16 protein-coding genes are annotated in these 16,026 nt (G+C 64.0%); 9 read left to right on the plus strand and 7 right to left on the minus strand.

Annotated elements, in window-relative coordinates; translation table 11 throughout:
* Positions 1 to 65: 65 nt before the first annotated feature.
* The 7 genes from C9990_RS11800 to C9990_RS11830 all read right to left on the minus strand — a co-directional run bounded on the left by C9990_RS11800 (position 66) and on the right by C9990_RS11830 (position 7,209).
* Positions 66 to 404 carry a Na+/H+ antiporter subunit G gene (locus tag C9990_RS11800; RefSeq protein ID WP_065901007.1) on the minus strand — a complete coding sequence of 113 codons (339 nt, stop codon included), beginning with the start codon at positions 402 to 404 and terminating at the stop codon, positions 66 to 68.
* Positions 401 to 679 carry a K+/H+ antiporter subunit F gene (locus C9990_RS11805; protein ID WP_005789171.1) on the minus strand — a complete coding sequence of 93 codons (279 nt, stop codon included), beginning with the start codon at positions 677 to 679 and terminating at the stop codon, positions 401 to 403. The genes C9990_RS11800 and C9990_RS11805 overlap by 4 nt, the downstream gene beginning before the upstream one ends.
* Positions 676 to 1,164, minus strand: coding sequence for a Na+/H+ antiporter subunit E (locus C9990_RS11810; protein ID WP_106803394.1), 489 nt, complete (start codon positions 1,162 to 1,164; stop codon positions 676 to 678). The genes C9990_RS11805 and C9990_RS11810 overlap by 4 nt, the downstream gene beginning before the upstream one ends.
* Complete coding sequence (locus tag C9990_RS11815) at positions 1,161 to 2,843, minus strand: monovalent cation/H+ antiporter subunit D (RefSeq protein WP_106803395.1); 1,683 nt, start codon at positions 2,841 to 2,843, stop codon at positions 1,161 to 1,163. The genes C9990_RS11810 and C9990_RS11815 overlap by 4 nt, the downstream gene beginning before the upstream one ends.
* Entirely contained in the window at positions 2,840 to 3,184 is a 345-nt protein-coding gene (locus C9990_RS11820; RefSeq protein WP_003192163.1) for a Na+/H+ antiporter subunit C, read from the minus strand. The genes C9990_RS11815 and C9990_RS11820 overlap by 4 nt, the downstream gene beginning before the upstream one ends.
* Positions 3,184 to 6,105: a monovalent cation/H+ antiporter subunit A gene (locus tag C9990_RS11825; protein ID WP_106803396.1), complete on the minus strand. Its 2,922-nt coding sequence runs from the start codon at positions 6,103 to 6,105 to the stop codon at positions 3,184 to 3,186. The genes C9990_RS11820 and C9990_RS11825 overlap by 1 nt, the downstream gene beginning before the upstream one ends.
* Before the next feature lie 174 nt (positions 6,106 to 6,279).
* Positions 6,280 to 7,209 (minus strand): DMT family transporter, encoded by a 930-nt coding sequence (locus C9990_RS11830; RefSeq protein ID WP_065900996.1) that lies wholly within the window; start codon positions 7,207 to 7,209, stop codon positions 6,280 to 6,282.
* A 93-nt stretch (positions 7,210 to 7,302) separates the two neighbouring features.
* Here C9990_RS11830 and C9990_RS11835 point away from each other — a divergent pair, with 93 nt between their 5' ends.
* The 9 genes from C9990_RS11835 (at position 7,303) to C9990_RS11875 (ending at position 16,024) form a co-directional block, all read left to right on the plus strand.
* Positions 7,303 to 7,866, plus strand: coding sequence for a helix-turn-helix domain-containing protein (locus tag C9990_RS11835; protein WP_065900993.1), 564 nt, complete (start codon positions 7,303 to 7,305; stop codon positions 7,864 to 7,866).
* 154 nt (positions 7,867 to 8,020) lie between these two features.
* The gene (locus C9990_RS11840; RefSeq protein ID WP_106803397.1) at positions 8,021 to 9,217 is read left to right on the plus strand and encodes an SfnB family sulfur acquisition oxidoreductase; all 1,197 of its coding nucleotides are present in this window, start codon (positions 8,021 to 8,023) and stop codon (positions 9,215 to 9,217) included.
* 12 nt (positions 9,218 to 9,229) lie between these two features.
* Positions 9,230 to 9,556 carry an acyl-CoA dehydrogenase gene (locus C9990_RS11845; protein WP_065900990.1) on the plus strand — a complete coding sequence of 109 codons (327 nt, stop codon included), beginning with the start codon at positions 9,230 to 9,232 and terminating at the stop codon, positions 9,554 to 9,556.
* The gene (locus C9990_RS11850) at positions 9,556 to 10,935 is read left to right on the plus strand and encodes an LLM class flavin-dependent oxidoreductase (RefSeq protein ID WP_106803398.1); all 1,380 of its coding nucleotides are present in this window, start codon (positions 9,556 to 9,558) and stop codon (positions 10,933 to 10,935) included. Before C9990_RS11845 ends, C9990_RS11850 begins: the two co-directional genes overlap by 1 nt.
* 122 nt (positions 10,936 to 11,057) lie before the next feature.
* Positions 11,058 to 11,960: an AMP-binding protein gene (locus C9990_RS11855; protein WP_106803399.1), complete on the plus strand. Its 903-nt coding sequence runs from the start codon at positions 11,058 to 11,060 to the stop codon at positions 11,958 to 11,960.
* Positions 11,957 to 12,727, plus strand: coding sequence for an ABC transporter ATP-binding protein (locus C9990_RS11860; protein ID WP_065900979.1), 771 nt, complete (start codon positions 11,957 to 11,959; stop codon positions 12,725 to 12,727). Before C9990_RS11855 ends, C9990_RS11860 begins: the two co-directional genes overlap by 4 nt.
* Positions 12,727 to 13,608 (plus strand): branched-chain amino acid ABC transporter permease, encoded by an 882-nt coding sequence (locus C9990_RS11865; RefSeq protein WP_065900978.1) that lies wholly within the window; start codon positions 12,727 to 12,729, stop codon positions 13,606 to 13,608. Before C9990_RS11860 ends, C9990_RS11865 begins: the two co-directional genes overlap by 1 nt.
* A gap of 4 nt (positions 13,609 to 13,612) precedes the next feature.
* Positions 13,613 to 14,662 carry a branched-chain amino acid ABC transporter permease gene (locus tag C9990_RS11870; protein ID WP_065900976.1) on the plus strand — a complete coding sequence of 350 codons (1,050 nt, stop codon included), beginning with the start codon at positions 13,613 to 13,615 and terminating at the stop codon, positions 14,660 to 14,662.
* 21 nt (positions 14,663 to 14,683) lie between these two features.
* Positions 14,684 to 16,024 carry an ABC transporter substrate-binding protein gene (locus C9990_RS11875; protein WP_106803400.1) on the plus strand — a complete coding sequence of 447 codons (1,341 nt, stop codon included), beginning with the start codon at positions 14,684 to 14,686 and terminating at the stop codon, positions 16,022 to 16,024.
* The last annotated feature ends 2 nt before the right edge of the window (positions 16,025 to 16,026 follow it).

The following is a 16,026-nucleotide window of genomic DNA, read 5'->3' on the forward strand; positions in this document are numbered from 1 at the left end:
TGACTGAAAAACCGCCTTCGCGAGCAAGCCCGCTCCCACATTTTTTACTGTGTTCGCTTGATGAATCAGCGGCGGCTGCTGACTTCGGCGGGTACATCATCGCCCGCCATGCGCTTGCGAAACAGCGCGGTGCGCGCCAATAGCAACGTGGTTACCGGCACCGTGATGGAGAGCAAGATCGGGATCAGCCAGCCGTGCAACACCGGCCCGGACTTGAGCACCGAAAAATAGATAATCGACGCCAACGCCACGCACCAGGCGCCCAGCGTCGAAGCCAGGGCGGGCGGGTGCATGCGCTGGAAGAAGTCCTTCATCCGCAGCAAGCCAAGCGCGCCAATCAACGCAAACACGCTGCTGAGCACCAGCAGCACTGCGACAACGATTTCCATCCACAACGGCATCATTCAATCACCTCCCCACGCAGCAGGAATTTCGCCAGGGCAAACGAGCCCACGAAGCCGAACAGTGCAATCAGCAGCGCCGCTTCAAAGTAGGTGTCACTCGCATACCGAATGCCCAGTACCAGCATCATCAGCATCGCCAGGATGTACAGGTAGTCCAGCGCCAGTACCCGGTCCTGGGCCGACGGGCCCTTGAACAGGCGGATCAGGGTCAGCACCATGGCCAGCGAGAACAGGAACAGGCTGAACAGGATCGCATTGGAAAGCAGGGCGCTCATTCGAAGATCTCCATGAGGGGCCGTTCATAGGCATCCTTGAAGTGCTGGATAAAGTGCGCTTCGTCATCCAGGTCGAACACGTGCAGCAGCAGGATGCTGCGGTCCAGCGCCAGTTCAGACCAGACGGTGCCGGGCGTGACGCTGGTGATCATCGACAGCACGGCCAGGCCGTTGGCGTCGCGCAGGTCCAGGGGGATCTTGATAAAACGCGAGCGCGGCGGGCGTGACCCACACGTCAGCACGCCCCAGGCCACTTGCAGGTTGGAGATGATCACATCCCGGCCCACGCGCAAGAACAGGCGAATGATCACCCCAGGGCGACGGATACGGATTGGCAACGGCCGCAACGGCGCCATCAGCAAGGGCGCAAGAACCCCCAGCAACGCACCCAGCAGCAGGTTGCCAGGGCTCACCGACAGGTTCAACACCAGCCACAATACCCACAACGCCAGGGACAGCCACGGGGCAGGGAACAGACGCTTCATGGCTGCACCTCCAGCGCGGCGGACTTGGCTTCAGGGCTCGGAATCGGGCGCGTTGCCATGACGGCCATCACGTAGTGTTCCGGGTTGTTGAGGCTCTCGGCGGTGGCCTGGGTGTAGCGCATCAACGGTTCGGCCTTGAAGGTCAGCAGGATGCTCAAGCCCAGCAGGAAGAAGATCGGCACGCACTCATAGCGGCGCAGCAGCGGCGAGGGGCGCTCCTCCGGGGTCCAGAAGCGCTGGATGCCCAGGCGGGCGAAAGCGATCAGCGAGGCCAGGCCGGACAGGATCAGCAGCGCCACCAGGCCCCAGGCCGCAGGACGAATCGGCTCATCGACACTGACGCCCAGGCCCAGCGGATTGACCAGCGCACTCAACAAGCTGAGCTTGCCGATAAACCCCGACAGCGGCGGCATGCCGATGATCAGCAAGGCGCACGCCACGAAGCTCAAGCCGAGGAAGGCCATGGTCCAGGGGATGACCTGGCCGATCACGGCTTTCTGCTCGTCATCGAGGTTGACGCCCGGACGCGGGTGCAAGGATTCCATGGCCTTGGGCAGCGCGTCGATTTCCTCGTCCAGCGGCAGGTCATTGGCCGAGCGCGAGCGTTCGATCAATTCGGCCAGCAGGAACAGCGCGCTCAGCGCCAGCGTGGAGCTGACCAGATAGAACAACGCGCCGGCAGTCAGGCTGGGCTGGGCAAAGCCCACCGCCGACAACAGGATCCCGGCCGAAACCAGGATGCTCAGGCTTGCCATGCGCTCCAGCCGCTGCGCAGCGATCATCGCCAGCGCCGCGCAGATGATCGTGGCCATGCCGCCGTACACCAGCCAGTCGCCGCCAAACAGCGCCGAGGCCCCGGCCTGGCCGGAGAACAGCAGGGTCCACAACCGCAGCACGGTGTACACGCCGACCTTGGTCATGATCGCGAACATCGCCGCCACCGGTGCGCTGGCCGAGGAATAGGCGGGCGCCAGCCAGAAGTTCAGCGGCCACATGCCGGCCTTGGCCAGGAACGCCGTGGCGAGGATTGCCGCACCGGCGTGCAGCAAGCCGCGATCAGCCTCGGGCACCAGCGGGATTTTCAGTGCCAGGTCAGCGAAGTTCAGCGTGCCGGTGACGCCGTAGATCATCGCCGCACCAATCAGGAACAACGACGACGCCAGCAGGTTGATCGCAATGTAATGCAGCCCCGACGACACCCGCGCCCGCCCCGAGCCGTGCAGCATCAAGCCGTAGGACGCCGCCAGCAGCACCTCGAAGAACACGAACAGGTTGAACAGGTCGGCGGTCAGGAACGCGCCGTACAGGCCCATCATCTGGATCTGGAACAATGCATGGAAACTGGTGCCGGCACGGTCCCAGCGAGCCATGGCGAACAGCAGCGCGCTCACCCCGATGATCCCCGTCAGCACCAGCATCAGTGCCGACAGTTGGTCGATCACCAGCACAATGCCGAACGGCACCTGCCAGTTGCCCGGCAGGTACACGCCAATCGAGCCAGGGCCGCCTTTTTGCGTCCAGTACAGCAGCAGAATCGCGATACCCAGGCCGATCATGCTGGAGAACAGGTTGATGCGCGCCTTGAGCGGGCGGTGCTTCTCGCCGAGCATCAGCATCAACGCGGCGGTCAGCAGCGGCAGCAGGATCGGCGCGACGATCAGTTGATTCATCCACGTCATTCCTTGGGCTCCCGGCCGTCCACATGGTCCGTGCCGGTCAGGCCCCGGGAGGCCAGCAGCACCACCAGGAACAAGGCGGTCATGGCGAAGCTGATCACGATTGCCGTGAGCACCAGCGCCTGGGGCAGCGGATCGGTGTAGTTGAGCAGGTCTTGCGGCACGCCGTCCTTGATGATCGGCTCCTTGCCGATAAACAGGCTGCCCATGCTGAAGATGAACAGGTTGACCCCATACGACAGCAGGCACAGGCCCATCACCACCTGGAACGTCCGTGGGCGCAGGATCAACCAGACGCCGGAGGCCGCCAGGACCCCAATGGCGATTGCGATGACTTCTTCCATCAGGCGGCTCCTTCCGTTGCGGCAACCACTTTGGCCTGGTTGCTCGGTTTATGCGCTCGTACGGATTGGTGACCGAGGGCGGTGAGCATCAGCAGCGTCGAGCCGACGACCATGGCGTACACACCGACGTCGAAGAACAACGCGCTGGCGATATGAATGTCGCCCAGCAGCGGCAGGCTGAAATGCCAGGTGTGCGTAGTAAGGAAGGGATACCCGGCAAACAGCGCACCGAGCCCGGTAAGGGTCGCCGAGAACAGCCCGAAGCCCATCCAGCGCATCGGCCGCAGGCTCATCTGCGCCTCGACCCACTGGGTGCCGGCGACCATGTATTGCAGGATAAACGCCACCGACATCACCAGCCCGGCGACGAAGCCGCCGCCCGGTTGGTTGTGGCCGCGCATGAACAGGTAGAACGACACTACCAGCGCAATCGGCAGCAGCAGGCGCACCAGCACCGCCGGCACCATCATGAAGCCCAGGGCGGTGTCGCTGGCCTGGCGCGGGTTGACCAGGTCGGTGGCCACGTCCGGCGCGAGCTGGCGCTGTTGCGCCGGCAGTTGCATGCTTTCCTTGGACGGGCGGAAACGGCGCAGCAGGGCGTACACCGTCAGCGCCACGGCGCCGAGCACGGTGATTTCGCCCAGGGTGTCGAAGCCCCGGAAGTCCACCAGCATTACGTTCACCACATTGCTGCCGCCGCCTTCGGGCAGGGCGCGACTCAAGTAGAACGAGGAAATGTCGTTGGGCGTCTGGCGCGTCAGCATCGCGTAGGACAGCAGCGCCATGCCGCCGCCCACCACGGTGGAGAGCAGGAAGTCACGCAGGCGACGGATACGTGCCTTGCGCAGCGAGCTGGGCAGTGGCGAGACTTCTTCAATCCGCCGTGGCAGCCAGCGCAGGCCCAGCAGGATCAGCACGGTGGTCACCACCTCGACCACCAGCTGCGTCAGCGCCAGGTCCGGCGCCGAGAACCACACAAAGGTGATGCAGGTCATCAGGCCGCACACGCTGACCATGGTCAGGGCCGCCAGCCGGTGATACTTGGCCTGCCAGGCAGCGCCGAGGGCACAGGCAATCGCCAGCAGCCACAAGGTCACGAACACGATGGAACCCGGGATTTTCGGGCGGTCGCCCCAACTGATGCCGCTGTGCAGCATCGGGATCAGGCCGGCGATCACTGCCGCCAGCACCAGCAGGAACAGCTGGGTCTGCAGGCGTTTGGTGCTGATGCGTTTTTCGATCTTGCGCACGCCGCGCATCATCACTACCAGGCTGCGCTCGAAGCCGCGCTTGCCGTTGAAGTAGCTGATGATCGGTGGGTATTTGAAGCGCCCGCGCTTGAGCTGCTTGCGCAGCAGCAGGTACAGCACCACGCCACCGGACATCGCCACCAGGCTCATGATCATCGGCGCATTCCAGCCGTGCCAGATCGCCAGGCTGTACTCGGGCAGCACTCCGCCTACGACCGGCAGGGCGGCGGCGGCGAGAATCGAACCGACCACCTGGGCCGGGAAGATCCCCACCAGCAGGCAGGTAAACACCAGCAGCTCGACCGGCGCGCGCATCCAGCGCGGCGGTTCGTGTGGGGTGTGCGGCAGGTTGGTGGCGGTCGGGCCGAAGAACACGTCGACAGTGAAGCGCAGGGCGTAGGCCACGCTGAACGTACCGGCAATGGTCGCGATCAACGGCAGGGCGAACTCCACCCAGGCGGTCGAGGTGATGAACACGGTTTCGGCGAAGAACATCTCTTTGGACAGGAACCCGTTGAGCAACGGTACGCCGGCCATGGAGGCACTCGCGACCATCGCCAGGGTCGCGGTAAACGGGATCAACCGCACCAGGCCGCTGAGCTTGCGGATATCGCGGGTACCGCTTTCGTGGTCGATGATGCCGGCGGCCATGAACAGCGAGGCCTTGAAGGTCGCGTGGTTGAGAATGTGAAACACGGCGGCGACGGCGGCCAGCGGGCTGTTGAGGCCCAGCAGGAGGGTGATCAGCCCGAGGTGGCTGATCGTGGAGTAGGCCAGCAGGCCCTTGAGATCGTTTTGGAACATGGCGCAGTAAGCGCCGAGGAGGAGGGTGAGGGCGCCGGCACCGCCGACGATCCAGAACCATTCTTCGCTGCCGGACAGCGACGGCCACAGGCGGGCCAGCAGGAACACGCCGGCCTTCACCATCGTCGCCGAGTGCAGGTAGGCGGAAACCGGGGTCGGCGCCGCCATCGCGTGGGGCAGCCAGAAGTGGAACGGGAACTGTGCGCTCTTGCTCAGGGCGCCGATCAGCACCAGCGCCAGCATGACCGGGTAGAGCGAATGCGCGCGAATCTGATCGCCCGCCGCCAGCACCTGGTCCAGGTCATAGCTGCCGACGATATGCCCCAGCAGCATCACCCCGGCCAGCAGGCACAGACCGCCCGCACCGGTGACCATCAGCGCCATATAGGCACCCCGGCGTGCATCGGCGCGGTGGTGCCAGTAGCCGATCAGCAGGAACGAGAACAGGCTGGTCAGTTCCCAGAAGAACACGATCTGGATCAGGTTGCCGGAAATCACCAGGCCCAGCATGGCCCCCATGAAGGCCAGGAAAAACGCGAAGAAACGCGGCACCGGGTCTTCCGGTGACATGTAGTAGCGGGCGTACAACGACACCAGCGTGCCGATGCCCAGCACCAGCATCGAGAACAGCCACGCGAACCCATCCATGCGCAGCACGAAGTTCAGCCCGAGGCTGGGCAACCACATGAATTCTTCGCGGATCACGCCACCGTGGGCGATCTGGGGGTAGAGCAGGGCGACTTGAATCGTGCCGACCAAGGCCACAAGGCCCGCCAGCAGGGATTCGGTGTTACGTGCATTGTGCGGCAGCAAGGCCGCCAGACAGCTGCCAATAAAAGGCAGAAGCAGTAGAACTATCAGGGACATAGGCTTCTAATCTGCGGGAGTTTGGGATGCATCATACGTGCCGCTTTCTCGATCACCAAACGGCAAGATGTGGCAGGATCCTACAGAGGTCGTAGACGGCAGCTATAAGCGGCAAGCTACAAGAGGATAGCCGAGGGTATATTTCTTGCCCTTTGCCGTTTGCCGCTTAAATCATCAACCCTGGCTTTCCGGTTCAACCTCGGCTTTGGCGTCGACAACTTTCGAACCGCGCGTCTTCAGCTCACTGACAATCACCGCCACCACAATCAACGCCGCACCCAGCATCGCCAGCGGCGGGAAGCGTTCCCCGGCGATCCGCCCGATGACCCCGGCCCACACCGGCTCGCCGGCATAAATCAACGTGGCACGGGTGGGCGAGACGCTCTGCTGCGCCCAGTTCATCGCCACCTGGATCACCGCGCTGGTCAAGCCCAGGCCCACGGCGCTGAATACCAGCAACCATGAAAACCCCGGCAGCGCTTCGCCCATCGGCACCACCATCAAAAATGACAGCAGCGACGCCGTGGCCAGTTGCACCACGGTCACCCGGCGCACGTCCACCTGCCCGGCATAGGCGCCGATAAGGATGATTTCGGCCGCCACCGCGATCGCGCAGATCAGCGTGGCGATCTCGCCGGGGCTGAAGTTGAGCGAGGCTCCGGTCGGGCCGGTCAGCAGCATCAACCCGGTAAAGGCCAGCATGATGCCGATGCTGGGCATCAGCCCCGGACGGCGCCCCAGCACCAACCACTGCAACAGCGGCACGCACGGTACATACAGCGCCGTGATGAAGGCCGATTGGCTGCTTGGAATGGTTTGCAGGCCGATGGTCTGCATGCCGTAGCCGAACATGATCGAGGTGCCGATGAAGGCGCCCGCCTTCAACTCGAACAGGGTCAGGCCGCGCAGGGTGCGCAGGGAGAAGAAGCCCACCACGATGGCCGCTGCGGCAAAGCGCAGGCCCACGAAAAACATCGGCCCGCTGACCGTCATGGCATGCTGCACGAGCAAGAAGGTGCCGCCCCAGATCATGGTGATAAACACCAGGAGGCATTCGGCTTTGCTGAAACGGTTGAAACGTGGGGCGGTATTCGCGGCGGTCATGGCGGCTCGGTCTTGCAAGGGAAAGGCACGGACCGCACAATGCGCCGCACTGCTGGGCAGTATACTGCGCACACCCACCTTATGAGCAATATAGTGCACAAAGAAAATCCGCAACGGGCCTCGGTCCTGCAGCACGTCAGCCAGAACGTCAGGCGCCTGCGCCATGCCGCCGACCTGAGCCAGACTGCGCTCTCGGAAAAGTCCGGGGTGAGCCGGCGCATGCTGGTGGCCATTGAGGCGGGCGAGAAGAACGTCAGCCTGTCGACCCTCGACCGCGTGGCCGAAGCATTGGACGTGGCGTTCAGCGACCTGATCCAGGCCCCGGATGCGCCCGACCACAGCCGCATCAACGAACTGGCCTGGGCCGGGGATATTCCCGGCAGCAAGGCGGTCTTGCTGGCCAGGGCCCACGCCCGTCGCGAAGTCGAACTGTGGGAAATGCGCCTGGAGCCGGGAGATCGCTACAGCCCCGAGCCGGATCCTGAAGGCTGGAGTGTGCAGCTGTTCGTGTTCGAGGGAAGCCTGACGCTGCTATTGGACGAGGAAGAACGGCACGTCGCGGCCGGCGAGTTCTATATGTTCGCCAGCCGCCAGGTCCACGCCTATTGCAATCAGGGTGATGTGGCCGTGCGCTTTGTGCGCAACGTGGTGATCTAACTGTCTGCCAGGCAACAGTGGATGGACACTTTGCTGGTTTGAAACGCGCCCTGGTGCCCTGATTTACCAGCAACTCGCTGATTTTATTGGCGATTAAATTCAGGCACGACTCCTGCAATCACTCCAGCATCCCATCGGAGCCTGGAGTCGGCCCATGTCAGCCCATCCTCAACACCCTGCCCATATCATCCGCTCGGATGCCGAAGCCATCGAGGTCGCCAAGCGCCTGGCCGAACGCTTCGCCGTCGACGCCAGCGTGCGTGACCGCGAGCGCCGCCTGCCGGTGGCCGAACTCGACGAATTCTCCGCCAGCGGCCTGTGGGGCATCACCATTCCCAAGGCCTACGGCGGCGCCGAAGTGTCCTACGTGACCGTGGCCGAAGTGATCAAGTTGATCTCCGCCGCCGACCCGTCCCTGGGGCAAATCCCGCAGAACCACCTGGGCGTGGTGGACATCCTGCTGCAAACCGCGACCGAGGAACAAAAACGCCATTACTTCGGCAAGGTGCTGGCCGGCTACCGTTTCGGCAACGCCTTCTCCGAAGCCAAGAGCAAAAACGCCGGCACCTTCGACACGCAGATCCGCGTGCACGGCGACACCGCCCAAATCAACGGCGAGAAGTTCTACTGCACCGGCGCGCTGTTCGCGCATATCGTGCCCACCGTCGGCAACAACGAACACGGCCAGGCGTTTATCGCCTTTGTCGAGCGTGACGCGCCGGGCTTGAGTGTGATCGACAGCTGGGACGGCTTTGGCCAGCGCACCACCGCCAGCGGCGGCGTGACCCTCGACGGCGTCACCGTCCCTCTCAGCGCGGTGATCCCCGCCCACCAGGCTTTCGACCAACCCACCGCCAACGGCCCGATCTCGCAGATCATCCAGGCTGCCGTCGACACCGGCATCGCCCTCGGTGCCTTGGAGCAGGCGAAGATTTACGCACGCCAGGCGCGGCCATGGATCGACAGCCAACAGGATCACGGCTGGCAAGACCCGTTCACCATCGCCGCCATCGGCGACCTGGAATGGCGCGTGCACGGCACCGAAGCGATCCTCGCCAAGGCCGGCAAAGCAGTGGACCAGGCGCTGGCCGAGCCGAATGAAGACAGCGTCGCCAACGCTTCACTGGTCGTCGCCCAGGCCAAGGTGCTGTCGGCGGAAACCGCCTTGCTCGCCAGCAGCAAACTCTTCGAACTGGCTGGCACTCGCTCGGTCACCGGAAAACACAACCTCGACCGCTTCTGGCGCAACGCGCGCACCCACACCCTGCACGACCCGGCCCGCTGGAAATACCACCTGATCGGCAACTTTGTGCTCAACGGCGTGAAGCCCGCACGCCACGCCTGGAACTGAGGAGCCTGACCCATGACTGCACTGAATCAAGCGCGCCAACTGCTGGACAGCACCCGCCGCGCCGTCGCGAAAAGTGACGACCCCTACGTGATCAGCCGCTTCGGCGACCTGCAGATCCGCGTGGACGTGGCCGCCGCCTTGCTCGAACGCGCCGAGACCCACCCGAGCCCGGTGGCCATCACCGAAGCACAGATCGCTGCCGCCGAAGCCCTGCTTTTTGCCAGCGCCACCGAATTCGAACTGACCGGCCAACGCACCGCATTGCCGCCGAGCCTCGATGACCCGCTGCGCCACAAATACCAGGTTGTCGGCAACTACCACCTCAACGGAGTGCTTTGATGTCCCGTGAAATCCGCTTGAACGCCTTCGACATGAACTGTGTCGGCCACCAATCCCCTGGCCTGTGGGCGCACCCGCGTGACCGTTCGTGGCAGTACAAGGACCTGGAGTACTGGACCGACCTCGCAAAAATCCTCGAGCGCGGCAAGTTCGACGGCTTGTTCATCGCCGATGTGCTGGGCATCTACGACGTCTACAACGGCAACGGCGACGCGGCGATTCGCCAGGCGGCACAAGTGCCGGTCAACGATCCGCTGTCGCTGATCGCACCGATGGCACTGGTCACCGAACACCTGGGTTTCGGCCTGACGGCGTCGTTGTCGTTCGAACACCCGTACCCGTTCGCGCGCCGGCTTTCGACCCTCGATCACCTGACCAAGGGCCGCGTCGGCTGGAACATCGTCACCTCCTACCTCGAAAGTGGTGCGAAGAACCTGGGCCAGAAAGCCCAGACCGAACACGATGCGCGCTACGACTACGCCGAAGAATACCTGGAGGTTTGCTACAAACTCTGGGAAGGCAGCTGGGAGGAGGGCGCGGTACTGCGTGATCGCGAGCGCCGGATCTTCAGCGACCCGAGCAAAATCCACGAGATCCGCCACGTCGGCAAGCACTTCCAGGTGCCCGGCATTCACCTGTGTGAACCGTCGCCGCAGCGCACGCCGGTTCTGTACCAGGCCGGCGCGTCGAGTCGCGGCAAGCAGTTCGCCGCCGAGCAGGCCGAGTGCGTGTTCGTCGCCGCACCGTCCAAAGTGCTGCTGAAAAAGACCGTCGCCGACATCCGCCGGCGTGCAGCCGAGGCGGGGCGTGATCCGAAGAAAATCCTCATCTTCAACCTGCAGACGGTGATCGTCGGCGAGACCGACGCCGCTGCCAAGGCCAAGTTCGAGGAGTACAAATCCTATGTCAGCTATGAAGGCGCGATGGCGCTGATTTCCGGCTGGACCGGCATCGACTTCAGCCAGTTCAAACCCGATGAGCCACTCAAGCACGTGCACACCAACGCCATTCAGTCGGCGGTGGAAGCCTTCTCCACGGCGGACCCGAACAAGGTCTGGACCCCGAATGAATTGGCCGATTGGGTTGGCATCGGCGGCTTCGGCCCGCTGTTTGTCGGCGGCCCGGAAACCGTGGCGGACCTGTTGCAGGAATGGGTGGAAGAGACCGATGTCGACGGCTTCAACCTGGCCTACGCGCTGACCCACGAAACCTTTATCGACGCCGTCGACCTGCTGGTGCCGGAACTGCAGAAACGCGGCGTGTACAAGACTGAATACGCCCAGGGCACCTTGCGCGAAAAGCTCTTCGGCGACGGTGCACGGCTGGCGTCGAACCATCCGGGGGCCGGTTATCGCGACCTTAAGGCCAGCGCAATCTAACTGACTCAAGCCGATCCCCGTGGGCGCCGGCACGCCAGCGCCCACAGGGGAGCGGTGTCGAGTCAAATAATTCAGCCAGCGGACCACCGCACGCACACCCCTTGAATAGGAGCATCACCCCTATGAGCGTGCACGAACTCAAGCGTCCGCTGGCCCTGGAATGGCCTGCCGAACTGCTCGGCAATCTGCCCAAGGCCCTGGAGCAACTGCAGCATTGGGCGCAGATCACACCGCTGCGCACCGCGCTGCGCCACAAGCGCCAGGGCCAGTGGTATGCCTGGCGCTGGATCGACGCGCTGCGCGATGTCGAGCGCCTGGCCGACGGCTTGCGCCAGCAGGGGTTCGGCGAGTCGTCGCGGCTCGCCCTCAGCGGTGCATTCGAGCCCAACCTGTTGCTGCTGGCCCTGGCGGCGCAGTCCGTGGGCGGACCGGTGCTGACCCTCGCCGATCACCTCGACACCGAAGCCTTGCACCAGCAGTTATGGCGCATTCGCCCCACCCATTGTTATGTGCAGGACCGCCAACAGGCACGGCATTGGCCAGCCGCCAATCGACTCGATTTTGCCCAGCTGCTGGGCCCCACCGACCCGGCGCAGCAGGTGCAGCGCTGGTGGCAACCCAGCGGCGAAACCGCGCTGTGGAGCGAGGAGGGTACCCAGTGGCAGGGCGGCCTGGCGGTGGTGCTCGAGCAATGGTTGAACAGCGGGCACGGCCTGGCGTTCCCGGAAAGCCCGGCCTCGGCGCGGCGCGATCGCAGTGAAGTCGCTCCCACCGGCCTGCTGCTGTCGCCCGCGCGCCTGCAATCTTTGGCCGAGGATATCGAAAGCCGCCTGGCACCCCACGGCACCTGGCGCCGGCGCCTGTGCGACTGGGCCATCGCCCACCCCCACAGCGGCCTGCGCCGCCTGCTGAAAAATCGCGTGCGCAAACTGCTCGGCTTCCAGCGCCTCACCTACATCTGGCAGCCCCTCACTTCCACGACAGAGCCGACATGGCTTGCCGAATTCAAACGGGAAAGCGCATGACCCAGGCCATTCTCCAGGTGCGGGATATCTCGCTGTCGTTCAAAGGCGTGAAGGCGATCAATGCGTTGTCCTTCGAGGTGCGGCGCGGTGAGATCTGCGCGTTGATCGGCCCCAACGGCGCCGGCAAAAGCTCGTTGCTCAATGTGCTCAACGGCGTGTATCGCTTCGATGCCGGCGAGATCGTCTTCGAGGACCAGCACTTGCACCGCATCGATCCGCTGGGCGCAGCGCGCCGAGGCATTGGCCGGACCTTCCAGAACAATGCGCTGTTCAAGAAAATGAGTGTGCTCGACAACGTCCTCACCGGCCTGTCGCGGCACATGCGCAGCAGCTTGATCGAGCAGGCGCTGGGCTTGCCCCGCGCCCGCCGTGAAGCCGAGGCGTTCCGTCAGCGGGCGCAGGGCATCCTCGAGTTCCTGGAGCTGCAGGCCCACCGCGATGTGCTGGTGGGCAACCTGTCCTACGGCCTGCAAAAACGTGTGGAGCTGGGGCGGGCGCTGATCGCCGGGCCCAGCCTGTTGCTGCTCGACGAACCCATGGCCGGGATGAACGCCGAGGAAAAACAGGAAATGGCGCGTTTCGTCGCCGACGTAAACCGCGACCTCGGCACCACCGTGGTGTTGATCGAGCACGACATGGGCGTGGTCATGGGCCTGTCCGATCATGTGGTGGTGCTCGACTACGGGCGCAAGGTCGGCGACGGCACGCCGGCGGACGTGCAAGCCAACCCCGAGGTGATCGCGGCCTACCTGGGAGTCGCACACTGATGACCTTCTTCTTCGAAACCCTGCTCGGCGGCCTGCTCGCCGGTACCATGTACTCGCTGGTCGCCATCGGCTTCGTGCTGATCTACAAGGCCAGCGGTGTGTTCAATTTCGCCCAGGGCTCGATGCTGCTGTTTGCTGCGTTGACCTTCGTCAGCCTGCACGATCAGGGCGTGCCCTTTGCCCTGGCATTGCTGCTGACGGTGATCGTGATGATCGTCGGCGCGTTGCTCATCGAGCGCCTGGTGCTGCGCCCGCTGGTCAACCGTTCGCAGATCACCCTGTTCATGGCCACGCTCGGGCTGTCATTCATTATCGAAGGCCTTGCCCAGGGTTTGATGGGCTCGCAAGTGCGCGCGCTGGACCTGGGCATCGACGACGTGCCGCTGTTTGTCGGGCCGCTGATGCTCAGCCAGTTCGACCTGATCGCCGCGACCGTGGCCGTGGTGCTGGTGACGGTGCTTGCGCTGCTGTTCAACAAGACCCGCATCGGCGTGTCGTTGCGCGCGGTGGCGGATGACACCACGGCGGCGCTGTCGATCGGCATCAACCTCAACCGTATCTGGCAGATCGTCTGGGCCGTGGCCGGCGTGGTCGGGCTGGTGGCGGGGTTGCTGTGGGGCGCGCGCCAGGGCGTGCAGTTCTCGCTGTCGCTGGTGGTGCTCAAGGCCTTGCCGGTGTTGATTATCGGCGGCTTTACCTCGATTGGCGGGGCGATCGTCGGCGGGCTGATTGTCGGCGCGGCGGAGAACCTCGCCGAGGTGTACATCGGCCCGTTGATCGGCGGCGGCATCACGCCGTGGTTCGCTTATGTATTGGCCCTGGCCTTCCTGTATATCCGTCCCGCCGGCCTGTTCGGCGAGCGCGCCATCGAGCGAGTCTGAAACCATGTCGACCCCTGTTGCTCAACTCACCGCGCCGCTCTTGCTGGTCCACCGGCGCGTGCCCTGGGGCCTGCTCGGCCTGTTGGCAGTGGCCTTTATCGGCGTGCCGCTGTGGGGCAATGACTATTGGCTCAACGCGATCCTGATCCCGTTCCTGGTGCTGTCCCTCGCCGGGTTGGGCCTGAACCTGCTCACCGGCTATACCGGGCAGACCTCCGTGGGCGCGGCCGGCTTCATGGCAGTCGGCGCCTTCGCCACCTATGGCTTCCTGCTGCGCCTGCCGGAACTGGGCTTGCCGGTGGCGCTGCTCGGCGGCGGGATTATCAGCGCGTTGGTCGGGCTGCTGTTCGGCTTGCCGAGTTCGCGGATCAAGGGCTTCTACCTGATGGTCACCACCCTGGCCGCACAGTTTTTCCTGGAGTGGCTGTTCGTCAAATTCCCCTGGTTCTACAACTACGGCTCGTCCGGCACGATCTCGGCGCCGAAGCTGGCGTTGTTCGGGTACGACCTCAATACGCCGCTGGGCCGTTACCTGCTGACCCTGGTGACGGTGCTGCTGCTGACCTGGACAGCGATCAACCTGGTGCGCAGCCAGGTGGGGCGCAACTGGATGGCGATCCGCGACATGGACACCGCCGCCGCCGTGGTCGGCATCCCGGTGGTGCGCTACAAGCGCCTGGCGTTTGCGGTCAGCTCGTTCTACCTGGGGATCGCCGGCGCGCTGTGGGCCTTTGCCTACCTGGGCACGGCGAGTGCCAGCAGCTTCGATATCAACCGCTCGTTCCAGATCCTGTTCATCATCATTATCGGCGGCATGGGCAGCATCGCCGGCAACTTCGTCGGCGCGGCCTTCATCAGTTTGCTGCCGATCTTCCTCAGTCATGCCGGGCAAGCATTGTTCGGTGGGTCGGTGGATGCAGGGCAGTTGCAGAACCTGCAGAAAATCATCTTTGGCGTGTTGATCATCGTGTTCCTGATCAAGGAACCCGAGGGGCTGATTCGCCTGTTGCACAACCTGCGTGACCGTGTGCGGCAGTGGCCGCTGCGTTTCTAACATTCCCTCAAGAGAATTCCCATGCGTGCATCCTTGAAACGTTCCCTGGCCGGCGCCGCCTTCACGCTGGCTGCCCTGGCCGGCGCTGTGCCCCCGGCGATGGCTTCGCCCGACCAGCAATTCATTCCCCTGGCGACCTACCGCGTGGGCGCCTACGCGTCCAGCGGCGTGCAGGTGTGGGCCGGGATGATCGACTACCTGCGCTATATCAACGAGGTCGAAGGCGGCATCAACGGTGTGAAGCTGGTGTGGCAGGAATGCGAGACCGAGTGGACGGCGGAGAAGGGCATCGAGTGCTACGAGCGCTTCAAGAATGGCCTGGACGGTGCGCCGGTCGCGGTGTACCAGCCCAACGGCGCCCCGGCGGCCTATGCCTTGAGCGAGCGCGCCGAGGTCGACAAGATCCCGCTCATCACCCTCGGTTACGGTCGCACCGAAGCCACTGACGGCACGGTGTTCCCCTATAACTTCCCGGTGATGCTGACCTTCTACAGCGAAGCCTCGACCCTGGTGAATTACATCGCCCAGCGTGAAGGCGGTTTCGACAAACTCAAGGGCAAGAAGATCGCCACGGTCTACCACGACTCGGCCTACGGTCGCGAAACGCTCGGCCCGCTGAAGTTGCTCGCAGAGAAATACGGCTTCGAAAATATCCAGATTCCGGTCGCCGATCCCGGCAACGAGCAGTCGGCGCAATGGCGCCAGGTGCGCCAGGCCAACCCGGACTGGGTATTCCTGCGCACCTGGGGCGTGTCCACCCCGGTGGCGGTGAAGACCGCCGCGCGTTTCGGCTTCCCGGTCGACCACATCATTGGCGATATCTGGGCCAGCTCCAGCGAAGACGTGCTGCCCGCCGGTGCCTCCGCCAAAGGCTACCTGGCGCTCACGCCGTACCCGGCCGGCGCGGATTTCGAGATCCACAAACGCCTCAAGCAATACATCCTCGATAAAGGCCACAGCGACCTCAAGGACCTGAAAAACTTCGGCAGCGTCTACTACAACTCCGGCCTGGTGAACGCCGCCGTGGCTGTGGAAGCGATCCGCACCGGCCAGGCCAAGTTCGGCAAGCGCCCACTCAATGGCGAAGAAGGCCGCTGGGGCCTGGAACACCTGAATATCGATGATGCGCGCCTCAAGGACATGGGCTACCTGGGCCTGATGCAGAACCTCAAGCTGTCATGCCGCGACCACGAAGGCGGCGGTTCGGCGCGGGTGCAGCAGTGGGACGGCGCCAACTGGACGCTGGTCAGCGAGTGGATCGCCGCCGACCGCGCGCTGTTGCGTCCGCTGATCGATGAGAAGTCGGCCGCGTTCGCCAAGGAAAAAGGCCTGACGCCGCGTACCTGCACCGGGGATGAATAAAC

Source organism: Pseudomonas sp. S5D5, assembly GCF_003013355.1.
In the GTDB taxonomy this organism is placed as follows: Bacteria; Pseudomonadota; Gammaproteobacteria; order Pseudomonadales; family Pseudomonadaceae; genus Aquipseudomonas; species Aquipseudomonas aylmerensis.

Coding starts and splice junctions, on each gene's coding strand:
- C9990_RS11815 (WP_106803395.1), bottom strand. CDS start 2,843: ATGACGTGGATGAATCAACTGATCGTCGCGCCGATCCTGCTGCCGCTG.
- C9990_RS11830 (WP_065900996.1), bottom strand. CDS start 7,209: ATGACCGCCGCGAATACCGCCCCACGTTTCAACCGTTTCAGCAAAGCC.
- C9990_RS11845 (WP_065900990.1), top strand. CDS start 9,230: ATGACTGCACTGAATCAAGCGCGCCAACTGCTGGACAGCACCCGCCGC.
- C9990_RS11875 (WP_106803400.1), top strand. CDS start 14,684: ATGCGTGCATCCTTGAAACGTTCCCTGGCCGGCGCCGCCTTCACGCTG.
- C9990_RS11825 (WP_106803396.1), bottom strand. CDS start 6,105: ATGTCCCTGATAGTTCTACTGCTTCTGCCTTTTATTGGCAGCTGTCTG.
- C9990_RS11855 (WP_106803399.1), top strand. CDS start 11,058: ATGAGCGTGCACGAACTCAAGCGTCCGCTGGCCCTGGAATGGCCTGCC.
- C9990_RS11865 (WP_065900978.1), top strand. CDS start 12,727: ATGACCTTCTTCTTCGAAACCCTGCTCGGCGGCCTGCTCGCCGGTACC.
- C9990_RS11850 (WP_106803398.1), top strand. CDS start 9,556: ATGTCCCGTGAAATCCGCTTGAACGCCTTCGACATGAACTGTGTCGGC.
- C9990_RS11840 (WP_106803397.1), top strand. CDS start 8,021: ATGTCAGCCCATCCTCAACACCCTGCCCATATCATCCGCTCGGATGCC.
- C9990_RS11810 (WP_106803394.1), bottom strand. CDS start 1,164: ATGAAGCGTCTGTTCCCTGCCCCGTGGCTGTCCCTGGCGTTGTGGGTA.
- C9990_RS11800 (WP_065901007.1), bottom strand. CDS start 404: ATGATGCCGTTGTGGATGGAAATCGTTGTCGCAGTGCTGCTGGTGCTC.
- C9990_RS11820 (WP_003192163.1), bottom strand. CDS start 3,184: ATGGAAGAAGTCATCGCAATCGCCATTGGGGTCCTGGCGGCCTCCGGC.
- C9990_RS11860 (WP_065900979.1), top strand. CDS start 11,957: ATGACCCAGGCCATTCTCCAGGTGCGGGATATCTCGCTGTCGTTCAAA.
- C9990_RS11870 (WP_065900976.1), top strand. CDS start 13,613: ATGTCGACCCCTGTTGCTCAACTCACCGCGCCGCTCTTGCTGGTCCAC.
- C9990_RS11805 (WP_005789171.1), bottom strand. CDS start 679: ATGAGCGCCCTGCTTTCCAATGCGATCCTGTTCAGCCTGTTCCTGTTC.